Consider the following 21,083-nt stretch of genomic DNA (forward strand, 5'->3'; position numbering starts at 1 on the left):
CCGAACCTCCCGACGTCGGCGCGGCATCCCGTACGCGGGGGTGCCGCGCCGGTGTGTCCGGCGGGGTCAGCGCGGGCGCTGCTGGGCGCAGGTGGAGGCGTGCTCGACCTGCCAGCGGTAGAGGGCCTCCTTGACCCGGATCGACTCGCTGGTCGCCTCGGCCAGGTCGCGCTCCAGGCGCAGCATCTGGTCGGCGACCTGGTTCAGGAAGGCCCGTACCTCGTCGGGGTTGAGCCCGCCGCCGCGTCGGGGCGCCGGTCCGAAAGCGGCCTCGCGGATCTGCTGGTGGCCGATCCGTGCCGGTCGCTCCGCTGTGGACCAGTCGTCTGTCCGCATGCGCTCTGCCTCCGGGGGTCGATTGTCGTGGCATCTGCGAGCGACACCACTCTATGTGCCTGGTCACGGTTGTGGAATGCCTCCGATCCGTTCCGTAACCGCTATGCGACCTGCGGCGCAGTGGCCGGCGGGCCGGCGCCGCCGGCCGCGGGCGCCGGAACCGTTGTGCCGCAGGGGTTCCCGTCGTGGAGGGCCGCCGCGGCGGCCGGTGTCCCGTGGCGGCCGGCGGCGCGCGATCGGTGGTGACCGTGCGGCCGTCGCGGGTAATCGGGTGGGGCGGCGAACCGGCAGGAGGTGGACAGATGTCGCAAAGCACGCGAAGAACAGTGATCGTCGGATTAGCGGCGATAGTGCTCTCGGTCCCGGCCCCCGCCGGCGCCGCGCCGCCACCCGGCCACCCGCCGGGCGCCGGCCCGGTCCCGGCCGCGATCGCCGGTCCCGCCGGTCCCGCCGGGGAACGTGACCGCCCGGCCCGGCACGACGCCCGCTACCTGCGGGCCGCGCACCAGGCCAACATGGCCGGGATCGAGGCCGGCCAGCTGGCCGGTACGAAGGACGTGGCACCCCAGCTCGCCGACCTCGGCGCCCAGTTCGTCGCCGACAACACCCAGCTCGACGCCGAACTGCGCCGGACCGCCGCCGCCGTCGGCGTCGAACTGCCGACGAAACCGAACCGCGACCAGCAGGTGGTGCTGGGCCGGCTGCGCGACGCCGACGGCGACCGGTTCGAGCGGCTCTTCGTGGCGTCCGAGGCATCGGCACACAAACGCGCCATCCGCCGCAACGAGACCGAACTGGACAGAGGGACCGAACCCGAGGCCAAGCAGTACGCCCAGGAGTCGACCCCGATCCTCCAGACGCACTACGACGACCTGCGCGCCCTCGCCGCCGAACTCGGTCTGCCCCGGCCGGGCTGACCCCCGCCGCGCCGGGCCGTAGCCCGGCCGCGGTGGGTCGCCGCGACACGACCGCGCGGTCTGCGTACGGTAGGCGAAACCGGGAAGGGGAGCGGCCTTGGGACGTACCGTGCTGGTGACCGGCGGGACCGGCGGGCTCGGCACCGCCGTCACCGCCGCGCTGCTCGACGACGGCTGGCGGGTCGTCGTGCCGTGGGTGGTCGAGGCGGAACGCGGCCGGCTCGAACCACACCCCGACCTCGTCCTGGTCGAGGCCGACCTGTTCGACGCCGACGCCGTAGGGCGCTGTGTGGCGCTGGCCGCCGCGACGGAGGCGGCACCGCTGCGCGCGGTCGTCAACCTGGTCGGCGGGTTCGCGATGGGCGGCCGGGTGCACGAGACCGACGTCGACGAGTTCGAGGCGCAGCTACGGCTCAACCTGCGGCCGACGTACCTGGTCTGCCAGGCGGCGCTGCCGCACCTGGTCGCGGCCGGTGGCGGATCGGTCGTCTGCGTGTCGAGCCGGGCCGCGACCCGGCCGTTCGCCGGCGCGGCCGGCTACATCACCGCGAAGTCGGCGGTGCTCGGCTTCGTCGGCGCGCTCGCCGCCGAGTACGGCAGGGACGGGGTACGGGCCAACGCGGTCGTGCCGGGCACGATCGACACCCCCGGCAACCGGGCCGCCCAGCCCGACGCCGACCGGCGCGCGTGGGTCGACCCGGCACAGATCGCGACGGTGGTCCGGCACCTGTGCGGCCCGGACTCCGCGGTCGTCAACGGCGCCCAGATCCCGGTGCACGGCCTGACCTGACTCCCGGCCCGCGGGCCACCGCGCGGCCGACCGGGTCCGGGTGGGCCGACCCGCTCAGGAACCGCCGCCGATCAGGGTCCGTCCCAACGGCGCGAGCGTGTGCCGGACCGTGTTGCCGTGGCGGGTGCTGACCACCAGGCCGGCGTCGCGCAGCACGGTCAGGTGCTCGCTCGCGGCCGGCGCCGAGATGCCGAGCCGGCCGGCGACCGCGCCCGTCGACGGGTTGTCGGCGGCCAGTTCCAGCACCGCGGCGCGGGTGCGGCCGAGCAGTGCGGCGAGCGACGTACGGCCCACCTCGGTGGCGATCCGGGCGGACCGTTCGACGGGATAGACCAGCACCGGCGGCAGGTCGGGGTCGACCAGCGCCATCGGCCGGCTGGCCGCCTTGAAGAAGCTCGGCACCAGCACCAGCCCGCGGCCGTCCAGGTAGAGGTCGCGCGTTGCCCGGTAGTTGGCGATCTCGAGGACCCCGTCGGTGAACCGGACGGCCGGGTGCAGCCCGTTGAGCAGCGCGACGGCGCCGCCGTCGAGCACCGTACGCGCGCGCAGCGCCCGGTCGGCGTCGAACGAGGCCCGGATCCGGTCCCACACGGGTGCCACGGCGACGTCGTGGTATCGCCGCAGTGCCCGGCCGAGGACGCGGAGCGCGCCCGGGTCGCCGTCGCCGACGCGCAGGGCGTCCGGGTCGAGCCGGTGGGCGGCGGTGTCGAGCAGTGCGATCTCGGCGCGCAGCCGGTGCCGTGGGGTGGCGAGCAGGGCCTGCAGCCCGGCCTCGAACCCGCCGGCGGCCTCGGCCGGGGTGAGGAAGTCGGGGAAGTAGCCGGTCGGCGGGTTGAGGGCCAGGGCCAGCGCGACCTCACGCCGCAGCGTGGTGTCGGGGCGCAGCCGGTCGGCGAGGTCCGACTTCCAGCCGGCGAGCAGCGGCGGGGAACCGCGCCGACGCAGCTGGTGCATGCTGAGCGCGAGCTCCCACAGCGGGTCGGGGGCGGTGGCGACCCGGGTGCGGTTCAGGTCGGCCACCGTGAAGTGGATTCTGAGCATCTGCACTCCTGGCCGGCATACCGTCGCCCGGCACCTTCCGGGCGGTGTCTCGGGGCACGCTCGCGTGGGACTACGGGGTTCGCCACCTTACCCGTGGGGTCCGACAAGTTCGCCGCCCGCCGGATCCGGTCGGACGGTGTCCAGCGACGGCGGCAGCCCGAAGGCGGCGAAGTGGCCGGGGTCGAGGAACGAGGTGATCCCGGCGATGCGTTCGTTGCGGAGCGTGAGCACCGTGATCGACCAGGCCAGGTGCGGGCCGTCGACGGCGCCGAGGTAGAAGGCCACGGCCGGCTGGGCGTTCGCGCTGGTCGGAAGGAAACGCCAGCTCGGGCAGCGGGCCATCGGCACCCGCACGGCGAAGTCCGTCACCGCCGCGATGCCGTGATACCAGTGCCGCAGCGGCGGCATCGACCAGGTCACGTCCTCGGTCAGCAGCGCGACCAGGGCGTCGACGTCGCCGCGCTCCAGCGCGTGGGCGTACGCCAGGACGAGGCGGCGGACCCGGTCGTCGCCGGTGTACCGCGGCGGCCGGTGCCGGACGCGGGGTGGGATCCTCTCGGCCACGAGCCGGCGGGCCCGCGCCAGGGCGGAGTTCACCGACCCGGTCGAGGTGTCCATCATCGTGGCGATCTCGACGGCGGAGAAGCCGAGGACGTCGAACAGCAGCAGCGCCGCCCGCTGGTTGCCGGGCAGGTGTTGCAGCGCCGCGACGAAGGCGAGTTCGACGGCCTCCCGCCGCTCGTAGCGGGCGTGCGGGCTGGCCGGGTCGTCCGGCAGGCGGGCGTCGGGGTAGGGACCGAGCCAGGCGACGTCGGTCACCGGGTCGTTGCCGTCCACGACGGCGCGCTCGCTGGCCGGGCCGAGGTCGACCGGCAGGGCCCGCCGGCCGCGGGTCTCGACGAGGTCCAGGCAGGCGCGGGTGGCCACGGTGTAGAGCCAGGTACGCAGCGGGCTGCGCCCTCGAACCGCGGCATCGCCCGCCAGGCCCGCAACAGGGCGTCCTGGAGGGCGTCGTCGGCGTCGTGGGGCGAGCCGAGGATGCGGTAGCAGTGGGCGTGCAGTTCGGCCCGCAACGGTCGTACGAGCCGGGTGAACGCGGCCTCGTCCCCCGCGCGGGCGCGGGCCAGGTCAGCGCCGTCGCCGGCCGGGGCCACCGGGCCCGTGGGCCGGGCGGAAGAAACTTTTCCCATGAGCGACGATTCTGCGCCATGGTGGGAGTCCTACCTGTGACCGACCGTTTCCGGCCTGGCCGGGAGGCCGCCGGTGGCCCCGTCCGACCCGCCGGGCCGGGCCGGGTCGAGCGATGATCCGATGACGAGGAGAACACCGACATGACCGGTTCGACCCGGAAACCGGCCGCGAGCCGTCCGAGGGAGATCTGGCCGCTGGTCCATGCCGAACGGGCGGCGCTGGCGGCCGACCTGGCGGACCTGACCGACGCGCAGTGGGCGACGCCTTCGCTGTGCACCGGGTTCTCGACGCGGGAGGTCCTGGCGCACCTCACCTCGGCGGCGAACCTCAACGCCGTACGGTGGCTGGCCGGTGTCGTCCGCTGCCGGTTCGACTTCGACCGGCAGGTGGCGATGCGAACGGCCGAGTGGTTGGGTGCCACCCCGGCCGACACCCTCGACGGGTTCCGACGGGCCGTCACCAGCACGACCAAGCCGCCGCTGCCGGTCATCGCGATGCTCGGCGAGACGGTCGTGCACGGCGAGGACATCCGGCGTCCGCTGGGCATCCACCGGGACTACCCGGTGGAGACGGTCACCCGGGTCGCCGAGTACTACAGCGGCTCCGACCTCGTCGTGCTCGCCAAGGGGCGGATCGGTGGCCTGCGTCTCGTGGCGACCGACGGACCCTTCACCACCGGCTCCGGGCTCCTCGTGTCGGGAACCACCCGTGCGCTGCTGATGGCCATGACCGGGCGTACGGCGTACTGGGACGAACTCGAGGGCGACGGTGTCGCGGTCCTGCGGGAGCGTGGCGTGGCCGGGAACGGTGCCGGCCGGGGCTGACGGGCTCCCCGCCGCCCACGACGTACGTCGTGGGCGGCCCGCCCGGCGGACCGCCCACGACCGGCGGGTCAGGCCGGGACGGTCCACTTCTGGTTGCCGGCGCCGGTGCAGCTCCAGATCTGCAGCGGGGTGCCGTCGGCGGAGTTGTTGCCGGTCACGTCCAGGCACTTGTCGGCCTGCGGGTTGACCAGGTCACGACCGGCGGTGTACGTCCACTGTTGCGCGGGCGAGCCGTTGCAGGTCCACAACTGCACCCTCGCGCCGTCGGCGGTGGACCCGGCGCTGACGTCGAGGCACTTGCCCAGCGCCCGTACGGTGCCGTCGCCGGGGCGGGTCCAGCGTTGGGCGTCGGTGCCGTTGCAGCCGTACAGCTGCACGGCGGTGCCGTCGGCGGTGCCGGCGCCGGCGACGTCGACGCACTTGCCGGCCAGGCCGGTGACCGGCCCGCCGGCGGGCGGGTTCGGGCCGCCCGGCGTACCGGACCAGGTGAAGGTCGCCGAGGTCCGGGTCGGCAGGGTGTAGACGAAGGACTGGTTGCCCCAGTTGACCCGCATCGACTGGCTGCCGCCGGTGGTGTTGTGGACGATCAGGGCCTTGGAGCCGTCCGGGTTCCTCCAGGCGACGTTCTTGACCGAGCCGTTGGCGGTGGAGGCGATGCGCGCGGCGCCGGGTTTCACGAACTTGGTCAGGTGGCCCATCGTGTAGTACTCGACGGTCCGGTCGACCTGGCCGTGCCGGGCGCCGCCACGCTGGACGGTGACCAGGCCGGTGCAGACGTTACAGCCGGCGCCGACGTACGGCAGCATGTTCTGGTCCAGCGCCAGGCTCCACTTGACCCACGACCGGCTCCAGTTGCGGGTGTAGTCGATCAGGTTGTGCATGTCCTGGGCGTGCTGGTCGCCGACCCAGGTGCCGCCGGAGTGCTCGGTCATGTACTGGTTGACCGCCGGGTACTGGTTGCGGACGGTGGTCTGCAGGTTGACGTCGCCGCCGTACCCGTGCCAGGCGATGCCGCCGAAGAGCGGGTCGTTGCGTAGCGCGGCGTCGGCCAGCGGCACCGAGCCGAGGTCGTTGTAGTTGCCCCAGTTGTAGTCGAGGATCAGCACCTTGGTGGTGATGCCGGCGGCCCGGAACGCCGGGATCAGGTGGTTCTTGGTGAACTCCAGCAGCCCGGAGCCGTTCCAGTTCATCGACGCGTAGCCGGTGGCGTCGGTGCCGCAGCAGGTCGGCTCGTTCTGTACCGACACGTAGTCGATCTTCAGCCCCTGGGCCTGGTTCTGCTGGACGTACTTCACGAAGTACTGGGCGTACGTCGGGTAGTACTCCCACTTCAGCCAGCCCCGGTTGGTGAACCGGTTGTTGTCCTTCATCCAGGCCGGGGCGCTCCACGGGGCGCCCTTGACCTTCAGCGCCGGGTTCAGGGCACGCGCCTGTTTCGTCAGCGGCACCACGTCGGCGAGGTCGTGGCCGATGCTGAAGTCGCCCAGGTCGCAGCAGGTGTCGTCGTACGAGTAGTTGAACCGGGCCAGGTCGGAGGCGCCCATCGGGTTGCGTACGAAGGCCAGGCCGATGCCGTCGACCGGGTGGAACAGTTCGCGCATGACCCGGTCACGGGTTGCCGTGCTGACGGTGTTGCTGCTGTTCAGCAGCCAGGCGGCGCTGTCGGTGAACGACGCGCCGCCGCCCTCGAAGCTCTGGTAGGTGGTGGACTCGTCGACGGTGACGGTGTGGGTGGCGTTTCCGGCGTTCGCCGAGAAGGCGGTCGACGGCTGCGGCTGCAGGCCGCGGGTGACGACCCGGCCGCCCGCGTCGGAGGTGGTGGTCAGCCAGACGTCGACCCGCTCGTTCGCGGCGTGGGCCGGCGGGCTGGTGGCCAGGGTGAGTGCGGTGGCGGCCAGACAGGTGGCGAGGGCGGCGGCGGTGGCGGCGCGGCGGCGGGCGGTGCGCCGGCCGGTACGGACGGTGACGGGCGGTGGGGCCCCGGTCGATGGCACGGGGATCTCCCCCTTCCTGCGAAGGGCCTGGTGGGTGGGCGGTGCCACACCTGTTCCGATCACACGCGGTGATCGTCGAGCCCCGGGGCGGTGGGCGAGATATCGACGATGATGACGAGGTAACACCAAGAATTAACTGTTAGCAAGGTTTGCTAAGGATTTAGTTTCGTTATCTGCACGTTATTGACGTGGTGCGCGTCACTCCGGTTGACTCGGCCCGGAACCGGTTTCGAAACCGGTTCCGCATCAACGGTTAACCGTCGTGACACACGAGGGGGTGTCGTGCGTATCACCATCGCCGACGTCGCCGCGCGGGCCGGGGTCAGCAAGACCACCGTCTCGCGGGTGCTCAACGGCCGTGGTGAACTCGACGACGACACCGCCGCCCGGGTACGCGCAGTGATCGACGAGCTGGGCTACGTACCCAGTGCCCGCGCCGTCGGCCTGGCCCGGGGGCGCACCCGAATCGTCGGCATGCTGGTTCCCTCGCTGATCTGGCCCTGGATGGGCGAGGTCGTGCAGGGTGCCGTCGACGTGGTCGAGAGCGGCGGCTACGGCCTGCTGCTGTTCACCTGCAACCAGGGCGCCCAGTCGATGCGCCAGTTCGCCGCCCAGGTGTCGGCGAAGTCGTTCGACGGGCTGCTGGTCATCGAACCCGAGGGCACCCTGGACTACATCACCCAACTGCCCGGGCGCGGTCTTCCGGTCGTGCTCATCGACGACCGGGGCAGCCGGCGGGTCTTCCCGTCGGTCGCCACCACCAACCGGGCCGGCGGTGCCGCCGCGGCCGGACACCTCCTCGAGCTCGGCCGCACCCGGCCGCTCGTGGTGACCGGCAGCCGGCGGTTCGGCTGCACCCGCGACCGGATGGCCGGCTTCGCCGACACCTACGCGGCGAACGGCCTTCCGCTGCCCCCGAACTGGTCGTCGAGGGGGACTTCACCCTCGAGTGTGGCCGCCGCGCGGTCCAGCGGCTGCTCGCCGACGGCGTGCACTTCGACGCCGTCTTCGCCCACAACGACCTGTCCGCCGGCGGCGCCGTGCGGGCCCTGCGGGAGGCCGGCCGATCGGTGCCCGACGACGTCGCCGTCGTCGGGTTCGACGACGTGCCGTACGCGCTGCACACCGACCCGCCGTTGACCACCGTGCACCAGCCGATGCGCGAGATGGGCGAGGCCGCCGCCCGGATGCTCATCGACCACTTCGCGGGCATGCCCCTGCCGGAGACCCCGCAGGTGCTGCCCACCACGCTGATCGTCCGCGGTTCCACCGTCCCCGGAGCGCCACCCGCACCCGCCACCAGGTCCGGCCCGGCCGGACCCACCACCACCGCAACTCCCGCCATCCCCGTCTGACCGAACCCCGGCGAGCCCGCCGGGGCTTAGTCGTACCCGATCGTGAGAGCGCTCTACGGCGCTTCACCGGCACACATATCACCCACACCACACCGCACCACCACGACCAGGGAGGAACTAGATGCGCGCCAAGCGTTTGGCGGCAGCGGCCGTCGCGGGTCTCACCGCGCTGAGCCTGCTCACCGCGTGCAGCGGCGAGTCGCCCAACAGCAACAACAACCGGTCCGGCTCGACCACCGTGCTCAAGGTGGGCATGCCCAACGGCCCGCAGACCGAGAACCACAACCCGTTCCTCGGCTCGTCGTCGGGCGCCTCGCTCGGCTACCGCTGGCAGATCTACGAGCCGCTGGTGATGACCAACGCGATCCGCCCCGCCGACCCCGGCAAGCCGTGGCTGGCCACCAAGTGGGAGTGGTCCGACGGCTACAAGGCCGTCGCGCTGACCATCCGCGACGGCGTCACCTGGTCCGACGGCAAGCCGTTCAGCGCCGAGGACGTCGCGTTCACCTTCGAACTGATCAAGAAGCACGAGGGGCTCAACGGCGCCGCCGTGCCGTACGGCGACATCACCGTGGCCGGCAACGTCGTCAACATGACGTTCGGCTCCCCGCAGTTCGTCAACCAGGCCAAGATCCTCAACGCCATCCCGATGGTGCCCAAGCACATCTGGTCCGGCATCGCCGACCCGACCACCGACATCAACAAGAACCCGGTCGGGACCGGCCCGTTCACCCTGAAGTCGTTCACCCCGCAGACCACCACCCTGGTGGCCCGCGACGGCTACTGGCAGGACCCGCCGGCGGTCAAGGAGCTGCGCTACACGTCGTACACCGACAACAACGCGCAGACCACCGCGCTGGCCAACGGCGAGGCCGAGTGGAGCTTCGTCTTCATCCCCAACTACCAGGCCGTCTACGTCTCCAAGAACCCCGAGCACAACAAGGTCTGGCCGGCCTCGGTGCTCGGCATCCACGGCCTCTACATCAACACCACCAAGAAGCCGTTCGACAACCCGGCGCTGCGCCGGGCGATGAACATGGTCATCAACCGCAACGACATCTTCGTGCAGGCCGAGGCGGCGTACTTCCACCCCGAGGTGACCTCGGTGACCGGCATCCCGACCCCGGCCGGTGAGTCGTTCATCGCGCCGGAGTTCAAGGGCCAGCTGCACAAGGTCGACGTCGACGGCGCCAAGCGGGAGCTGACCGCCGCCGGCTTCACCTTCGACGGCAACACGCTGAAGGACCCGACCGGCCAGCCGGTCACGCTGACCCTGACCGACCCCGCCGGCTGGTCCGACTACATCACCAGCCTGGAGATCGTGAAGGACAACCTGTCCCAGATCGGCATCACCGCCACCGTCGACAAGGCCAACCAGGACGCCTGGTTCCAGGCCGTCGAGGAGGGCAACTTCGACGCCACCTTCCGGTGGACCAACGGCGGCACCACGCCGTACGACATCTACCAGACCATCATGGACGGTGCGCTGCTCAAGCCGATCGGCACCCCGGCGTCGGGCAACTTCGGCCGCTTCGACAACCCCGAGGCGACCGCCGCGCTGGCCGCGTTCGCCAACGCCGCCGACGACGCGGCCCGTACCACCGCGATGAACACCCTGCAGAAGATCTTCGTCGAGCAGATGCCGATGATCCCGGTCGGTGCCGACAACGCCGGTGGCGCGTACGTGACGTCGAACTGGGTGGGCTGGCCGGACGACGCCAACCCGTACGCCCCGGCGCAGCCGACCCAGCCGAACGCGGTCGACGTCGTGCTCAACCTCAAGCCCGCCAACGCCTGATCCGACCTGTTCCCCTCCCGGGCGGCGCCACGGTGCCGCCCGGGAGGCCCAGGCGACGACAGGCCCGACCGGCACAGGAGCCCCGGCACGATGACCACAACCAGCGTTCCGACGCCCGCGGCGGCCCCGACCACCGAGGTGGTCCTGGAAGCCGAGGGCCTCACCAAGCACTTCCCGGTCCGGCGGGGGCTGCGCGACCTCTTCCGGCCGGCACTGCACGTGCACGCCGTCGACGACGTGCACATCACCCTGCGGCGCGGCCGGGTGACCGCACTGGTCGGCGAGTCCGGCTCGGGCAAGTCGACGGTCGCCCGGCTGCTCGCCCAGCTGTTCCGGCGCACGTCCGGGGACATCCGGCTGCACGGCGAGCCGGTCACCGTACGCGGTGGCCGGCGGTTCCGGGCCTACTGCCGCCAGGTACAGATGATCTTCCAGGATCCGTTCGCCTCGCTGAACCCGGTCCACACGGTCCGCTACCACCTCACCCGGGCGCTGCGCATCCACGGCCGCGCCGGGAAGACCGCCGCCGACCTCGAGGCCAACCTGCACGACCTGCTCAACCGCGTGCAGCTCACCCCGCCCGAGCGGTATCTCGACAAGTTCCCGCACGAACTCTCCGGCGGGCAGCGGCAACGGGTCGCGATCGCCCGCGCCCTCGGCGCCGACCCGCAGGTGCTGCTCGCCGACGAGCCGGTGTCCATGTTGGACGTCTCGATCCGGCTCGGCGTGCTCAACCTGCTGCGCGACCTCAAGGAACGGCTCAACCTCGGCATCCTCTACATCACCCACGACATCGCCTCGGCCCGCTACTTCGCCGACGAGACGCTGGTCATGTACGCCGGCCGGATGGTCGAGGGCGGCGACAGCGAGACGGTCACCCAGCGGCCGGCGCACCCGTACACCCGGCTGTTGATCGAATCGGCACCCGACCCCGACCGGCTCCAGGGCGACGCGCACGAACTGGCCGAGAGCATCCCGGTCGACCGGGCCGGCGGCGAGCCGCCGAGCCTGATCCGGCCGCCGGCCGGCTGCCGGTTCAACCCGCGCTGTGTGCACGTGATGCCGAAGTGCCGCACCGACCTGCCGCCCCGGTTCGACCTGGCCGACGGCACCGGACACTGGGCCGCCTGCTGGCTCTACGAGAACGGCGCGCCGGCGACGGACGCCGCGCCCGGGTCCGCGGACGTTCGCGCCGCCGCACCGGCGGCCGGCACCGACAACGGCCGGGTGGTGAAGCCGTGAGGTTCCTGCTGCAGCGCATCGCGTTCTACCTCTTCACCGCCTGGGCCGCGATCACCCTCAACTTCTTCATCCCCCGGATGATCCCCGGCGACCCGGTCCGCTCGCTGGTCGCCCGCTACCAGGGCCAGCTCAGCACCGAGGCGATGGCCTCGCTCTACGTCCTGTTCGGCCTCGACGAGGACAAGGGCCTCTGGCAGCAGTACGTCGAGTACTGGGGCCAGCTCTTCCGCGGCGACCTCGGCATGTCGTTCACGTTCTTCCCGGCCCCGGTCTCCCAGGTGCTGTCGGACAGCCTGCCGTGGACCCTGTCACTGGTCGGCATCACCACCGTCATCAGCTTCTTCGTCGGCACCTCGCTCGGCGTGCTCGCCGGCTGGCGGCGCGGGTCGTGGGCCGACGGCCTGCTGCCGGTGACCACCTTCCTGTCGTCGATCCCGTACTTCTGGCTCGGCCTGATCGCGATCGCCCTGCTCGCCGGACCCGGCAGCTTCTTCCCGTCGTCCGGCGGCTACGCCCCCGGCCTGGTGCCGGCCTGGGACCAGTACTTCATCCCCAGCGCCATCCAGCACAGCCTGCTGCCGGCACTGACCATCCTGATCTCGTCGGTCTCCGGCTGGATCCTCAGCATGCGCAACATGATGGTCACCGTCGCGGCCGAGGACTACATCACCGTCGCGCACGCCAAGGGCCTGTCCGAGCGGCGGGTCGCGGTCAGCTACGCCGCCCGCAACGCGCTGCTGCCCAACGTCTCCGGCTTCGCCCTGTCGCTGGGCTTCATCGTCGGCGGCACCCTCCTGGTCGAGATCGTCTTCTCCTACCCGGGCCTGGGGTTCCAGCTGTTCCAGGCGGTCGGCGCCAAGGACTACCCGCTGATGCAGGGCATCTTCCTGATCATCACGATCTCCGTGCTGGTCGCGAACCTGCTGGCCGACCTCGCCTACCTCGCACTCGACCCGCGTACGCGCAAGGAGGGCTGACCGGTGTCCATGCCCGCCACCACGATGACCGGTACGGTCACCGGCGACGGCGCGCCCGCCGCCCCGGCGCAGGCCGCCCCGAAACGGCGCCGCCTGCGGTTCGTCGCCAACCCCAAGGCGGCCACCGGCCTGGTCGTCCTCGGCTTCTTCCTGCTGCTGGCGATCATCGGCCCGTGGATCGCGCCGTACGACCCGTCGGCGCGCGGCGCCGACCTGGTCGCGCCGCCGTCGGCCGAGCACTGGTTCGGCACCACCCACCTGGGCCAGGACATCTTCAGCCAGGTGCTGGTCGGCACCCGGGGCGTCATCTTCGTCGGCTTCCTCGCCGGCCTGGTCGCCACCGTGCTGTCGGTGCTGGTCGGGGTCACCGCCGGGTTCCTCGGCGGCGCCGCCGACGAGAGCCTCTCGGCGCTGTCCAACGTGTTCCTGGTGATCCCCGCCCTGCCCCTGATCATCATCGTGGCCTCGACGATCCCGGGCGCCGGCGACCTGATGGTCGCCCTGGTCATCGGCGCGACCTCGTGGGCCTGGGGCGCCCGGGTGCTGCGCGCGCAGACCCTGTCGCTGCGCCGGCGCGACTACGTCGAAGCGGCCCGGGCCACGGGGGAGAGCACCTGGCGGATCATCATCTTCGAGATCCTGCCGAACCTGACCGCGATCATCGCCTCCGGCTTCGTCGGCACGGTGATCTTCGCCGTGATGACCGAGATCACCCTGGCCTTCATCGGCATCTCCACGGTGTCGGAGTGGAACTGGGGCACCATCCTGTTCTGGGCCCAGTCCCAGCAGGCCCTGGCCCAGGGCGCCTGGTGGTGGTTCGTCCCGGCCGGCCTGGCCATCGCGCTGCTCGGCACCGCCCTGTCGCTGGTCAACTTCGGCATCGACGAGTTCGTCAGCCCCCGGCTGCGCAGCAGCGGCAAGACCAGCGTCAAGACCGCGGACGGCCGTACCGTGCGGATGCGGGTCGGGTTCACCCCGGTCCTGCGCAGCGCGCCCCGGCCACCGGCGCCCCGCGACGCCGACGTACTCACCAACGAAAGGGTCGGCCGGCGATGACCACACCCGTCCTCGAGATCAGGAACCTCGACGTCGACTACGGCCTCGGCGACGAGGCGGTGCGCGCCGTACGGGACGTCAACCTGACCCTGCACCGCGGCGAGGTGCTGGGGCTGGCGGGGAGAGCGGCAGCGGCAAGTCGACGCTGGCGTACGGCCTGACCCGGCTGCTGCCGCCGCCCGGCGTCGTCAGCGGCGGATCGGTCGTCTACCACCCGCCCGGCGGTCGCGAACCCTTCGACGTGATGACCCTGACCCCGGCCGAACTGCGCCGCTTCCGCTGGGCCGAGACGTCGATCGTGTTCCAGGGGCGATGAACTCCCTCAACCCGGTCCACAAGGTCGCCACCCAGCTGCTCGACGTCATCAAGGCGCACGAGCCGCGGCTGAGTCCGGCCGCCCGCCTGGACCGGGCCCGGGAGCTGCTCAGACTCGTCGGCATCTCCGCCGACCGGCTGGACAGCTATCCGCACCAGCTCTCCGGCGGCATGCGCCAACGGGTCATGATCGGCATGGCGCTGGCCCTCGAACCGCAGATCGTCATCATGGACGAGCCGACCACCGCCCTCGACGTGGTGATGCAACGGCAGATCCTCGGCCAGCTCGTCGAGCTGCGCGAACGCCTCGGCTTCGCGGTCCTGTTCATCACCCACGACCTGTCGCTGCTGGTCGAGTTCTCCGACCGGATCGCCATCATGTACGGCGGACGCATCGTCGAGGAGGCGCCCGCCGCCACCCTCTACCGCGACTCGCTGCACCCCTACAGCGAGGGGCTGCTGCGCTCGTTCCCGGCGCTGCGCGGGCCGCGCCGCGAACTGTCCGGCATCCCCGGCTCACCACCGGACCTGCGGGCGATGCCGACCGGCTGCGCCTTCCACCCGCGCTGCCCGAAGGCGTTCGACCCGTGCGCCGACAGGCTGCCGGTGCTCGGCCCGCCGCCGGACCGCGCCGGCCCGGCCCGCACCGTTGCCTGCTGGCTGCACCCGGCCCCGGCCGGCTGACCGGCCCGGACCGGCCACCCACTTTCCGTTCCCATCGACCCGATCAGGAGCAGCATGGACACGACCGCCACGACACTCGATCCCAGCCGCGTGGAAAGCGGTCAACCCGACCCGATCGACACCCTGCCACCGAACTTCCGGTGGGGGTGGCGACCTCGTCGTACCAGATCGAGGGCGCTGTGGCCGAGGACGGCCGGACCCCGTCGATCTGGGACACGTTCTGCCGGGTGCCGGGCGCGATCGACGGCGGCGACAACGGCGACGTCGCCTGCGACCACTACCACCGGATGCCGCAGGACGTCGCGCTGATGCGCGAACTCGAGGTCGACACGTACCGCTTCTCGGTGGCCTGGCCGCGGGTGCAGCCCGGCGGGCGCGGTCCGGTCAACCCGGCCGGCCTGGCCTTCTACGACCGGCTGGTCGACGAACTCCTCGGCCAGGGCATCGACCCGTGGATCACCCTCTACCACTGGGACCTGCCGCAGGAACTCCAGGACGCCGGCGGCTGGCCGGCACGCGACACCGCCTACCGGTTCGCCGACTACTCGATGCTGGTCTTCGACCACCTGAAGGACCGGGTACGGACCTGGACCACGCTGAACGAGCCGTGGTGCTCGGCGATGCTCGGCTACGCGTACGGCAACCACGCGCCCGGGATCAGGGACTTCCCGGCGAGCATGGCGGCGGTGCACCACCTGCTCCTCGGTCACGGCCTGGCGACCCAGCGGATGCGGGCGGCCGCGCCCGGCCCGGTCGACCTCGGTATCACCCTCAACATGGGCTCGTCCAGCCCGGCCACCGACAGCGACCTCGACCGGGAGGCGGCCCGGCGCGCCGACGGCCTCGGGGTCCGGATCTACCTCGACCCGCTGCGGTACGGCCGCTACCCGGCCGACGTGGTCGAGGACCTGGCCGCCCAGGGATCACCATCCCGGTCCGCGACGGCGACCTGGAGATCATCTCCACGCCGTTCGACGTGCTCGGGGTCAACCACTACTTCAGCTCGGCGTTCTCCGGCGTCGACGAGGACGGCAACACCACCGACACCGACGGCAACCCGGTGGTCCGCGAGGTGTCGACCGGCCGGCCGCGCACCGCGATGGGCTGGGAGATCGTGCCGGAGGGCTTCACCGAGCTGCTGGTACGGCTCGGCCGCGACTACCCCGACCTGCCGATGGTGGTGACCGAGAACGGGTCGGCGTTCGACGACGAGCCCGACGAGACCGGGTTCGTCCGCGACGACGAGCGCACCGCGTACTTCGTCTCGCACATCGGCGCGGTCGCGCAGGCCCGGCGGCAGGGCGCCGACATCCGCGGCTACTTCGCCTGGTCGCTGCTGGACAACTTCGAGTGGGCGTACGGCTACGCGAAGCGGTTCGGCATCGTCCGGGTCGACTACGACACCCAGGTGCGTACGCCCAAGCACAGCGCCCTGTGGTACCGCGACACGATCCGTCGGGTCCGCGGCAACCGGGCCTGAGCCGCCGGTCGCCCCGGGACGCGCCGGCGTCCCGGGGCGACCGGTACGCCGGCCGGCGGCTGTCCGGGTGGCCGCCGGCCGGCACCGCCGGTCGTCAAATCCGGTACGGGTTCACCGACTGCGCGCCCATCAGGAACCACGCGGTCGCGCCGACGTGCTGCCGCTGGAAGTAGGCGAACCCGAACCCGGTGTCGAAGGCGCTGGTCGCCGAGACGATCCCGGACCGGGCGGGCAGCGGCCGGCCGGTCCAGGTGCCGCCGGCGGCCGGATCGGACAGCCGCCCACCGTTGGGGTCGGCGGTCAGCCCGACGGTCTGCCCGCCGCCGAGTACCTCCTGCGCGACCACGGCCTGGCGCAGGTAGTGCACGGCCCGGGTCCGGTCGTCCGGGCCACGCCGGGGCCGGTCGCCGCGCTCCAGCAGGGCGGCGGCGAGGTGCCCGTTGCCCTCCAGCCACACCGCGTTGCGGTTGTTGGGCCGGTCACCGCCGGGCACCGTCCCGGTGAGGACCTTCGACAGGTCGCTGAACGTGACCCCGGAGACGGGCCGGCCGGGCGGCATCTCCGAGTCCGGGCCGGCGGCGTCGGTGACCGCCAGCTCCCGCGCGGTCCAGTCCAGACCGCGGGCGTGCTTCTGCTCGCGCAGCGCCAGGTAGCCCCACGTGTTCGGATCCTCCGGCCGGACCGCCCGGTTGATCTGGTCCGGGTCGTCGTCGGGGCCCGCGCCCTGCGTACCGGTCCAGAAGTGACCGTCGACCGGGTTCCACATTCCCCGGACGAAGTCGCCGGCCACCCGGGCGTGCCGGTGCCAGGCCCGGTCGCCGGTGTAGCGGGCCAGCAGGGTGAACAGCGCGTACGCGTCGATGTTGTGCTCGGTGGAGCACCACCGCTGGTGGGTTACCCCGTCGCCCTGCACGCCGCCGTGGTAGCCGCCGTACCGGTACGGCGAGACGGTGTTGTCGACCACCCAGCGGGCGGCGGCGACCGCCCCGTCGAGGTACTTCCGCACGCGGGTGTGGGCGAACAGGTGGGTCAGCGCGAGCGCGGCCCACGACACGTCGCCGACCGACGAGCCGGTGAAGCCGTACGGCCACAGGAACGCCGCCTTGCCGTCGGCGCGGACCAGCCCGGGGAACTCCGGCGAACCGCCGTAGAAGAGCATCGGCCCGGCCGCGTACGCCTGCCGCAGCCGGCCGTCGGCGTACGCCTCGTCGTTGTCCTGGGTGAACAGCAGCGCGTCGCCGACGATCCGGGCCCGGCGTACGTTGTCCCGCGTCGGGCGGGCCAGGTAGGCGATCGCGGCGAGCGCGTTGTCGTAGATGAACGCGGTCGTCATCAGCTGCGACTCGTTGTTGTAGCTCTGCAGCAGCCGGGGGGTGTCGCCGCGCTGGTAGGCGTCCTGGACGACGTCGAGGTAGTGGTAGGCGCGCTCCACCGGAGCCTCGAGGTGGCGGTCGACGACCCGGCCGGGGCGGGGGCGGTCGTGGCCGCCGCCGGCCAGGGCGCTGCCGGGGGTGGCGAGCTGGACGCCGGTGGCGGCGACGGTCGCGGCGGTCGCGGACAGGGCGAGGACGTGCCGGCGGCGCAGCGCCGGTCGGGGGTGCGGGGCGGGTGGCTGGTGCGGGGCGGGCTGGTCGGTTGGCATGGACACACTCCGCGTGGATGTCGGTGGTGGGGAGGTGCGCCTGTGAGAGCGCTCTCTCAACAGGTCGACCAATTGAAACGCACGGGTCATCCCGGCGCAATACAACGGGCCGCCGGACGAGCGGGGCGGGCGCCGCCAAGCCGGGCCGCAGGGCGGGCGCCGCTGTTGATCTGAGCGTCAGCCACCTTATCGACGCCGCGTAAGGTGGCTGACGCTCAGATCAACTCACGTACGGCCGTCGCACGTACGGCCACGGGCCTGCGAAACGTGTCGCCGGCGGGGCGGTCTCTCTTCTGTCGGCGTTGCCGGGCGGCGTCGACCGCCCACTTTCGACCGGCGGAACGCTTACGCCTACCCGACGCGGTTGCCGTCCTCCAGATAGGCCGTGCCGCCGCCGCCCGCCGCGGCCAGCGCGGCGGTGGCACGCCGGGCCAGCGCGGCGGTGGCACGCCGGGCCAGCAGTGGCGAGAGTCGCTGTCGCGCCTCGGCCGGAGTGGACCAGGCCCAGCCGCGCAACTCGTCGGCCGGCAGGCGGATCTCCGCCTCTCTGGCGGGGGCGAGTACGCCACCGTCGTAGACGAACATGACGCCCTCGGTGCGACCGGCCTGCGCCGGGACCCAGTCGACCACCAACAGCCCGCCGGGCGTCAGCGACAGGCCGAGTTCCTCGTGCAGCTCCCGCATCGCGGCCGCATACGGCGATTCGTCGGCGTCGACACATCCGCCCGGCAACTCCCAGTGGTCGGTGTACCGGGGTTCCACCAACAGGATCCGGCCTCTGGTGTCGCGGAAGAGCACGGCCGCGGCCATCCGCTTCCGCGGTAGCGTCGCGGTGTAGTCGTCAGACGCTGTCATCACGCTGGGAGGCTACCGTGGACGCGCCGCCACGGGCCGGCCCGGCGATCCTCGGGTCCGGCGGCCGTTCCCGCGCTCTCCACACGGCGTCGATCACGGAGAAATCGTGGCGTATCCCGGCTGAATTGCGAGCATCATCCCCTTGATCGCGTGGCGCTGGCGGACAGGCTCTGCCGGGCGCCGGGCGCCGGGGCGCCGGGGCGCCGGGGCGCCGGGTGGCGCGTCGATCACGGAGGAATCGTGGCGTTCGGCGCCCGACTCGCGAACATCATCCCCTTGATCGTGCGGGTGCGGGTGCGGGTGCGGCGGGCGGCGGTGGGGCAAGGGCGGGCGGCGGTGGGCGTGGCCGTCAGGTGCGGCCGCCGAGCGCCACCGACGCGGCCAGCGCCACCTGCCGGTGCGCGGTCGCGACGTCCCGCGGCCGGAACGCCGCGTCGCCGACGATCTCGATGGCGGCGGCCACCGCCCGGTCCCGCCCCAGCACCGGCATCGCGACCGTGACCAGGCCGAGCCGCTGTTGCTGGCCCGCCGTCGCGGCGCCGGTCCGCCGCACCGCCGCCAGTTCGTCGCCGGGCCGGGCCGGGTCGGCGACGGTGTACGCGGTCAGGCCGCGCAGCGGGCGCTGGCGGGCGATCCGGCCCGAGGTGTACGCGAGCAGCACCTTGCCCGCCGCCGTGCTGTGCGCCGGAGCGTGGTCACCCGCTGCGCGGACCGCCGTTGCGTGCCGGGCGCCGTACACGGTCTCCAGATAGACGCACTCGTCGCCGCGCAGCACCCCGAGGCGGACGGCACGGTCGGTGCGCTCGTAGAGGTCGACCAGGAACGGCATCATGATCCGGCGCAGGTCGTCGTGCTGGCCGACGATCAGGTTCGCCAGTTCCCGCATCCGGCGCCCGACCTCGTAGCCGGTCGGCCCGTGCGCGACCAGGTCGTGCGCCACCAGCATGCGCAGGACGCGGTGCGCGGTGGTCTTGGGCAGTCCGGTGTCGGTGACCAGTCGGGTCAGGCTGCGGGGGCCGCCGGTGGCCAGCAGTTCCAGCAGGCTGACGGCGCGGCCGACGGCACCCGTCGGCGGCCCCCGTCAGGGCCGGGTGGCTCGGGCCGCATTCCCACCTCCTGGGGGTGGGCCCGGGTGCCCACGGCTGACACAACGTACACCGAACGACTGCGGTCAGCTACGGAACGTCACCAAACGGGGGACGGTCGGTCCGCTGGTTCCAGGCCGTGGAACGGTGCGGACCGGCGTGGCGCGGCACCGTCGCGCCGGACGGCCCGGCCCGCCCGGGCACGGCGGGCGCCCCGGTCACGGCGCACCGGCCGCCGCACGGGCGTCGACCGCGGCGCGGATCGCGGCCAGCTGGTCGTCGTACCGTCCGCCGGCCAGGTCGGCGAGCAGCGACCGCGCCGCGCGGTCGGCGGGGGCCGCCGGCAGTGGTTCGGTGCCCTCCAGGCCCGGCGTGGCGTCGACCGCCGCGGCGACCGCGTCGACGATCTCCTGTACGCCCGGCTCGGCGTCCCGGTTGGCGCGGGTGGTGACGTAGACACCGTGTGTCAGGTGGGTGTCCGCGCCGGTGACCAGCGGCACCCAGGCGAACCGGTCCGCGTCGGGCCCGGCCGAGTAGCTTCCCGCCTTGTACGGCAGCGCGATGTCCGACGGCAGCACCACCGTGCCCAGCCCGTCCCAGCCCATCTTGACCAGTACGCCGGTCACCTGGGACGGCTTGACGACCCGTAGCCGCAGCCCCCGGTCGGCCAGGCCGCTCGCCACGAAGCTGCCGTCGAGGATGTCGCGGGACCGGAAGCCCGGGGGCGGCAGCAGCAGTTCGTGCTCGGCGAGCCGGTGCAGTTCGAGGTGGCCGTCACCGACCCGCTCCACCGGCACCATCGCCTCCAGCCGCGCGGTGTAGAGCAGGTTGGTCTGCAGTCCCTTGCGCCGCCGGTCGCTGGCCCGCCGCTCCGGCGGCGGACCGATCACCAGGTCGTAGACCCGCCGCCGGACGTTGTCGAGCACCCGCTCCTCGAACCGCCCGCCGGCCCGGTCCAGTTCGTCGAGGGTGTGCGGGACGACGATGTCGCGGTCCCGCAGCGCGATCATCACCTTGGTCACCAGCTGGGTGTGGTGGGGCAGGAACGCCAGCAGCCGCTGCTGTCCGGTCGCCGAGCCGCGGAGCCGTTCGGCGGCGTCCAGCAGGTTCAGGATCTGCCCGAAGATGTCGCGGGCCTGCTCGCCGGCCGGGGTGGGGACGTACGCGCCCCGGGTACCGGCGACCTGGGTGACCAGGGTGCCCGGACCACCGCCGAACGCCTGCTCGAGGTCGTCGACGAGGTCCCGGATGTGCTGGTCGGTGGCGCCGAACTGCGCGGCGGTGCTGCGGTAGCGGCCACGTCGGGTCAGCGCGTCGAAGACCCGCAGGTGCTTGATCCGCAGCCGGTCGTAGTGCCGGTCGGGTCGGTCGGTGGACACCCGGGAAGGGTAGCCGGCCCGGCCCCGTCGTTCGCCAACGAAACGTTGGCCGGGCTCGCATTCCGAAGGCATCGAGGGGTGGTTCCGTTTGCTTGGTCGGGTGTCGGTCACCCAGGGTGGAC

General features: G+C 72.5%; 16 protein-coding genes and 4 pseudogenes. 10 read left to right on the forward strand and 10 right to left on the reverse strand.

Annotated elements, in window-relative coordinates; all coding sequences use genetic code 11:
- Window positions 1-66: 66 nt before the first annotated feature.
- The gene (locus tag Prubr_RS29525) at window positions 67-336 is read right to left on the reverse strand and encodes a DivIVA domain-containing protein (protein ID WP_212818150.1); all 270 of its coding nucleotides are present in this window, start codon (window positions 334-336) and stop codon (window positions 67-69) included.
- A 350-nt stretch (window positions 337-686) separates the two neighbouring features.
- Between Prubr_RS29525 and Prubr_RS29530 the strand changes: the two genes are divergently transcribed.
- Both Prubr_RS29530 and Prubr_RS29535 read left to right on the forward strand, forming a co-directional pair.
- On the forward strand, window positions 687-1,253 hold the full coding sequence (locus Prubr_RS29530) for a DUF4142 domain-containing protein (protein ID WP_212818151.1): 567 nt from the start codon (window positions 687-689) through the stop codon (window positions 1,251-1,253).
- A 97-nt stretch (window positions 1,254-1,350) separates the two neighbouring features.
- A complete protein-coding gene (locus Prubr_RS29535) occupies window positions 1,351-2,043 on the forward strand; it encodes an SDR family NAD(P)-dependent oxidoreductase (protein WP_246567808.1) in 693 nt (230 codons plus the stop codon).
- Between the two features lie 54 nt (window positions 2,044-2,097).
- Here the strand turns inward: Prubr_RS29535 and Prubr_RS29540 are convergent, their stop codons facing one another.
- From Prubr_RS29540 to Prubr_RS38355, 3 genes are all read right to left on the reverse strand, one after another.
- Window positions 2,098-3,084: an ArsR/SmtB family transcription factor gene (locus Prubr_RS29540; protein WP_212818152.1), complete on the reverse strand. Its 987-nt coding sequence runs from the start codon at window positions 3,082-3,084 to the stop codon at window positions 2,098-2,100.
- An 87-nt stretch (window positions 3,085-3,171) separates the two neighbouring features.
- The gene (locus Prubr_RS29545) at window positions 3,172-4,011 is read right to left on the reverse strand and encodes an RNA polymerase subunit sigma-70 (protein WP_425517951.1); all 840 of its coding nucleotides are present in this window, start codon (window positions 4,009-4,011) and stop codon (window positions 3,172-3,174) included.
- Window positions 3,900-4,274: a sigma factor gene (locus Prubr_RS38355; RefSeq protein WP_425517952.1), complete on the reverse strand. Its 375-nt coding sequence runs from the start codon at window positions 4,272-4,274 to the stop codon at window positions 3,900-3,902. Before Prubr_RS38355 ends, Prubr_RS29545 begins: the two co-directional genes overlap by 112 nt.
- A gap of 141 nt (window positions 4,275-4,415) precedes the next feature.
- Between Prubr_RS38355 and Prubr_RS29550 the strand changes: the two genes are divergently transcribed.
- Entirely contained in the window at window positions 4,416-5,099 is a 684-nt protein-coding gene (locus Prubr_RS29550) for a maleylpyruvate isomerase family mycothiol-dependent enzyme (RefSeq protein ID WP_212818153.1), read from the forward strand.
- A 68-nt stretch (window positions 5,100-5,167) separates the two neighbouring features.
- On the opposite strand, the gene Prubr_RS29555 is transcribed toward Prubr_RS29550, so the two are convergent.
- Window positions 5,168-7,093 (reverse strand): lectin, encoded by a 1,926-nt coding sequence (locus Prubr_RS29555; protein ID WP_246567810.1) that lies wholly within the window; start codon window positions 7,091-7,093, stop codon window positions 5,168-5,170.
- Window positions 7,094-7,375: 282 nt separating this feature from the next.
- On the opposite strand from Prubr_RS29555, the pseudogene Prubr_RS29560 reads away from it, so the two are divergent.
- From Prubr_RS29560 to Prubr_RS29590, 7 genes and pseudogenes are all read left to right on the forward strand, one after another.
- A pseudogene (locus Prubr_RS29560) lies at window positions 7,376-8,448 on the forward strand (LacI family DNA-binding transcriptional regulator).
- 121 nt (window positions 8,449-8,569) lie between these two features.
- A complete protein-coding gene (locus tag Prubr_RS29565; protein ID WP_212818154.1) occupies window positions 8,570-10,246 on the forward strand; it encodes an ABC transporter substrate-binding protein in 1,677 nt (558 codons plus the stop codon).
- A gap of 90 nt (window positions 10,247-10,336) precedes the next feature.
- Window positions 10,337-11,488 (forward strand): ABC transporter ATP-binding protein, encoded by a 1,152-nt coding sequence (locus Prubr_RS29570; RefSeq protein ID WP_212818155.1) that lies wholly within the window; start codon window positions 10,337-10,339, stop codon window positions 11,486-11,488.
- A complete protein-coding gene (locus Prubr_RS29575) occupies window positions 11,485-12,465 on the forward strand; it encodes an ABC transporter permease (protein ID WP_212818156.1) in 981 nt (326 codons plus the stop codon). Before Prubr_RS29570 ends, Prubr_RS29575 begins: the two co-directional genes overlap by 4 nt.
- Window positions 12,466-12,474: 9 nt before the next feature.
- Window positions 12,475-13,521 (forward strand): ABC transporter permease, encoded by a 1,047-nt coding sequence (locus tag Prubr_RS29580; protein WP_212828691.1) that lies wholly within the window; start codon window positions 12,475-12,477, stop codon window positions 13,519-13,521.
- Window positions 13,518-14,520: pseudogene (locus Prubr_RS29585) on the forward strand (ABC transporter ATP-binding protein). The gene Prubr_RS29580 and the pseudogene Prubr_RS29585 overlap by 4 nt, the downstream one beginning before the upstream one ends.
- 54 nt (window positions 14,521-14,574) lie before the next feature.
- A pseudogene (locus tag Prubr_RS29590) lies at window positions 14,575-16,000 on the forward strand (GH1 family beta-glucosidase).
- 94 nt (window positions 16,001-16,094) lie between these two features.
- Here the strand turns inward: Prubr_RS29590 and Prubr_RS29595 are convergent.
- The 5 genes and pseudogenes from Prubr_RS29595 to Prubr_RS29615 all read right to left on the reverse strand — a co-directional run bounded on the left by Prubr_RS29595 (window position 16,095) and on the right by Prubr_RS29615 (window position 20,961).
- Window positions 16,095-17,642, reverse strand: coding sequence for a hypothetical protein (locus tag Prubr_RS29595; RefSeq protein ID WP_212818157.1), 1,548 nt, complete (start codon window positions 17,640-17,642; stop codon window positions 16,095-16,097).
- Between the two features lie 351 nt (window positions 17,643-17,993).
- Window positions 17,994-18,497, reverse strand: a complete 504-nt coding sequence (locus tag Prubr_RS29600) for an NUDIX domain-containing protein (protein ID WP_343221705.1) — start codon at window positions 18,495-18,497, stop codon at window positions 17,994-17,996.
- Window positions 18,498-18,846: 349 nt separating this feature from the next.
- Window positions 18,847-19,443: an IclR family transcriptional regulator gene (locus Prubr_RS29605; protein WP_212818158.1), complete on the reverse strand. Its 597-nt coding sequence runs from the start codon at window positions 19,441-19,443 to the stop codon at window positions 18,847-18,849.
- Window positions 19,429-19,548, reverse strand: a pseudogene (locus Prubr_RS37795) (helix-turn-helix domain-containing protein); the annotation flags it as partial. The gene Prubr_RS29605 and the pseudogene Prubr_RS37795, both read right to left, overlap by 15 nt.
- Before the next feature lie 252 nt (window positions 19,549-19,800).
- Window positions 19,801-20,961, reverse strand: a complete 1,161-nt coding sequence (locus Prubr_RS29615) for a LysR substrate-binding domain-containing protein (protein ID WP_212818159.1) — start codon at window positions 20,959-20,961, stop codon at window positions 19,801-19,803.
- Between the last annotated feature and the right edge of the window lie 122 nt (window positions 20,962-21,083).

This window comes from Polymorphospora rubra (assembly GCF_018324255.1).
GTDB lineage: Bacteria > Actinomycetota > Actinomycetes > Mycobacteriales > Micromonosporaceae > Polymorphospora > Polymorphospora rubra.

What these genes read in the sequence shown, in the direction of transcription:
- Prubr_RS29525 (WP_212818150.1), bottom strand. Translation starts at nt 336, where the DNA reads ATGCGGACAGACGACTGGTCCACAGCGGAGCGACCGGCACGGATCGGC.
- Prubr_RS29540 (WP_212818152.1), bottom strand. Translation starts at nt 3,084, where the DNA reads ATGCTCAGAATCCACTTCACGGTGGCCGACCTGAACCGCACCCGGGTC.
- Prubr_RS38355 (WP_425517952.1), bottom strand. Translation starts at nt 4,274, where the DNA reads ATGGGAAAAGTTTCTTCCGCCCGGCCCACGGGCCCGGTGGCCCCGGCC.
- Prubr_RS29550 (WP_212818153.1), top strand. Translation starts at nt 4,416, where the DNA reads ATGACCGGTTCGACCCGGAAACCGGCCGCGAGCCGTCCGAGGGAGATC.
- Prubr_RS29565 (WP_212818154.1), top strand. Translation starts at nt 8,570, where the DNA reads ATGCGCGCCAAGCGTTTGGCGGCAGCGGCCGTCGCGGGTCTCACCGCG.
- Prubr_RS29570 (WP_212818155.1), top strand. Translation starts at nt 10,337, where the DNA reads ATGACCACAACCAGCGTTCCGACGCCCGCGGCGGCCCCGACCACCGAG.
- Prubr_RS29580 (WP_212828691.1), top strand. Translation starts at nt 12,475, where the DNA reads ATGCCCGCCACCACGATGACCGGTACGGTCACCGGCGACGGCGCGCCC.
- Prubr_RS29595 (WP_212818157.1), bottom strand. Translation starts at nt 17,642, where the DNA reads ATGCCAACCGACCAGCCCGCCCCGCACCAGCCACCCGCCCCGCACCCC.
- Prubr_RS29600 (WP_343221705.1), bottom strand. Translation starts at nt 18,497, where the DNA reads ATGACAGCGTCTGACGACTACACCGCGACGCTACCGCGGAAGCGGATG.
- Prubr_RS29605 (WP_212818158.1), bottom strand. Translation starts at nt 19,443, where the DNA reads ATGCTGGTGGCGCACGACCTGGTCGCGCACGGGCCGACCGGCTACGAG.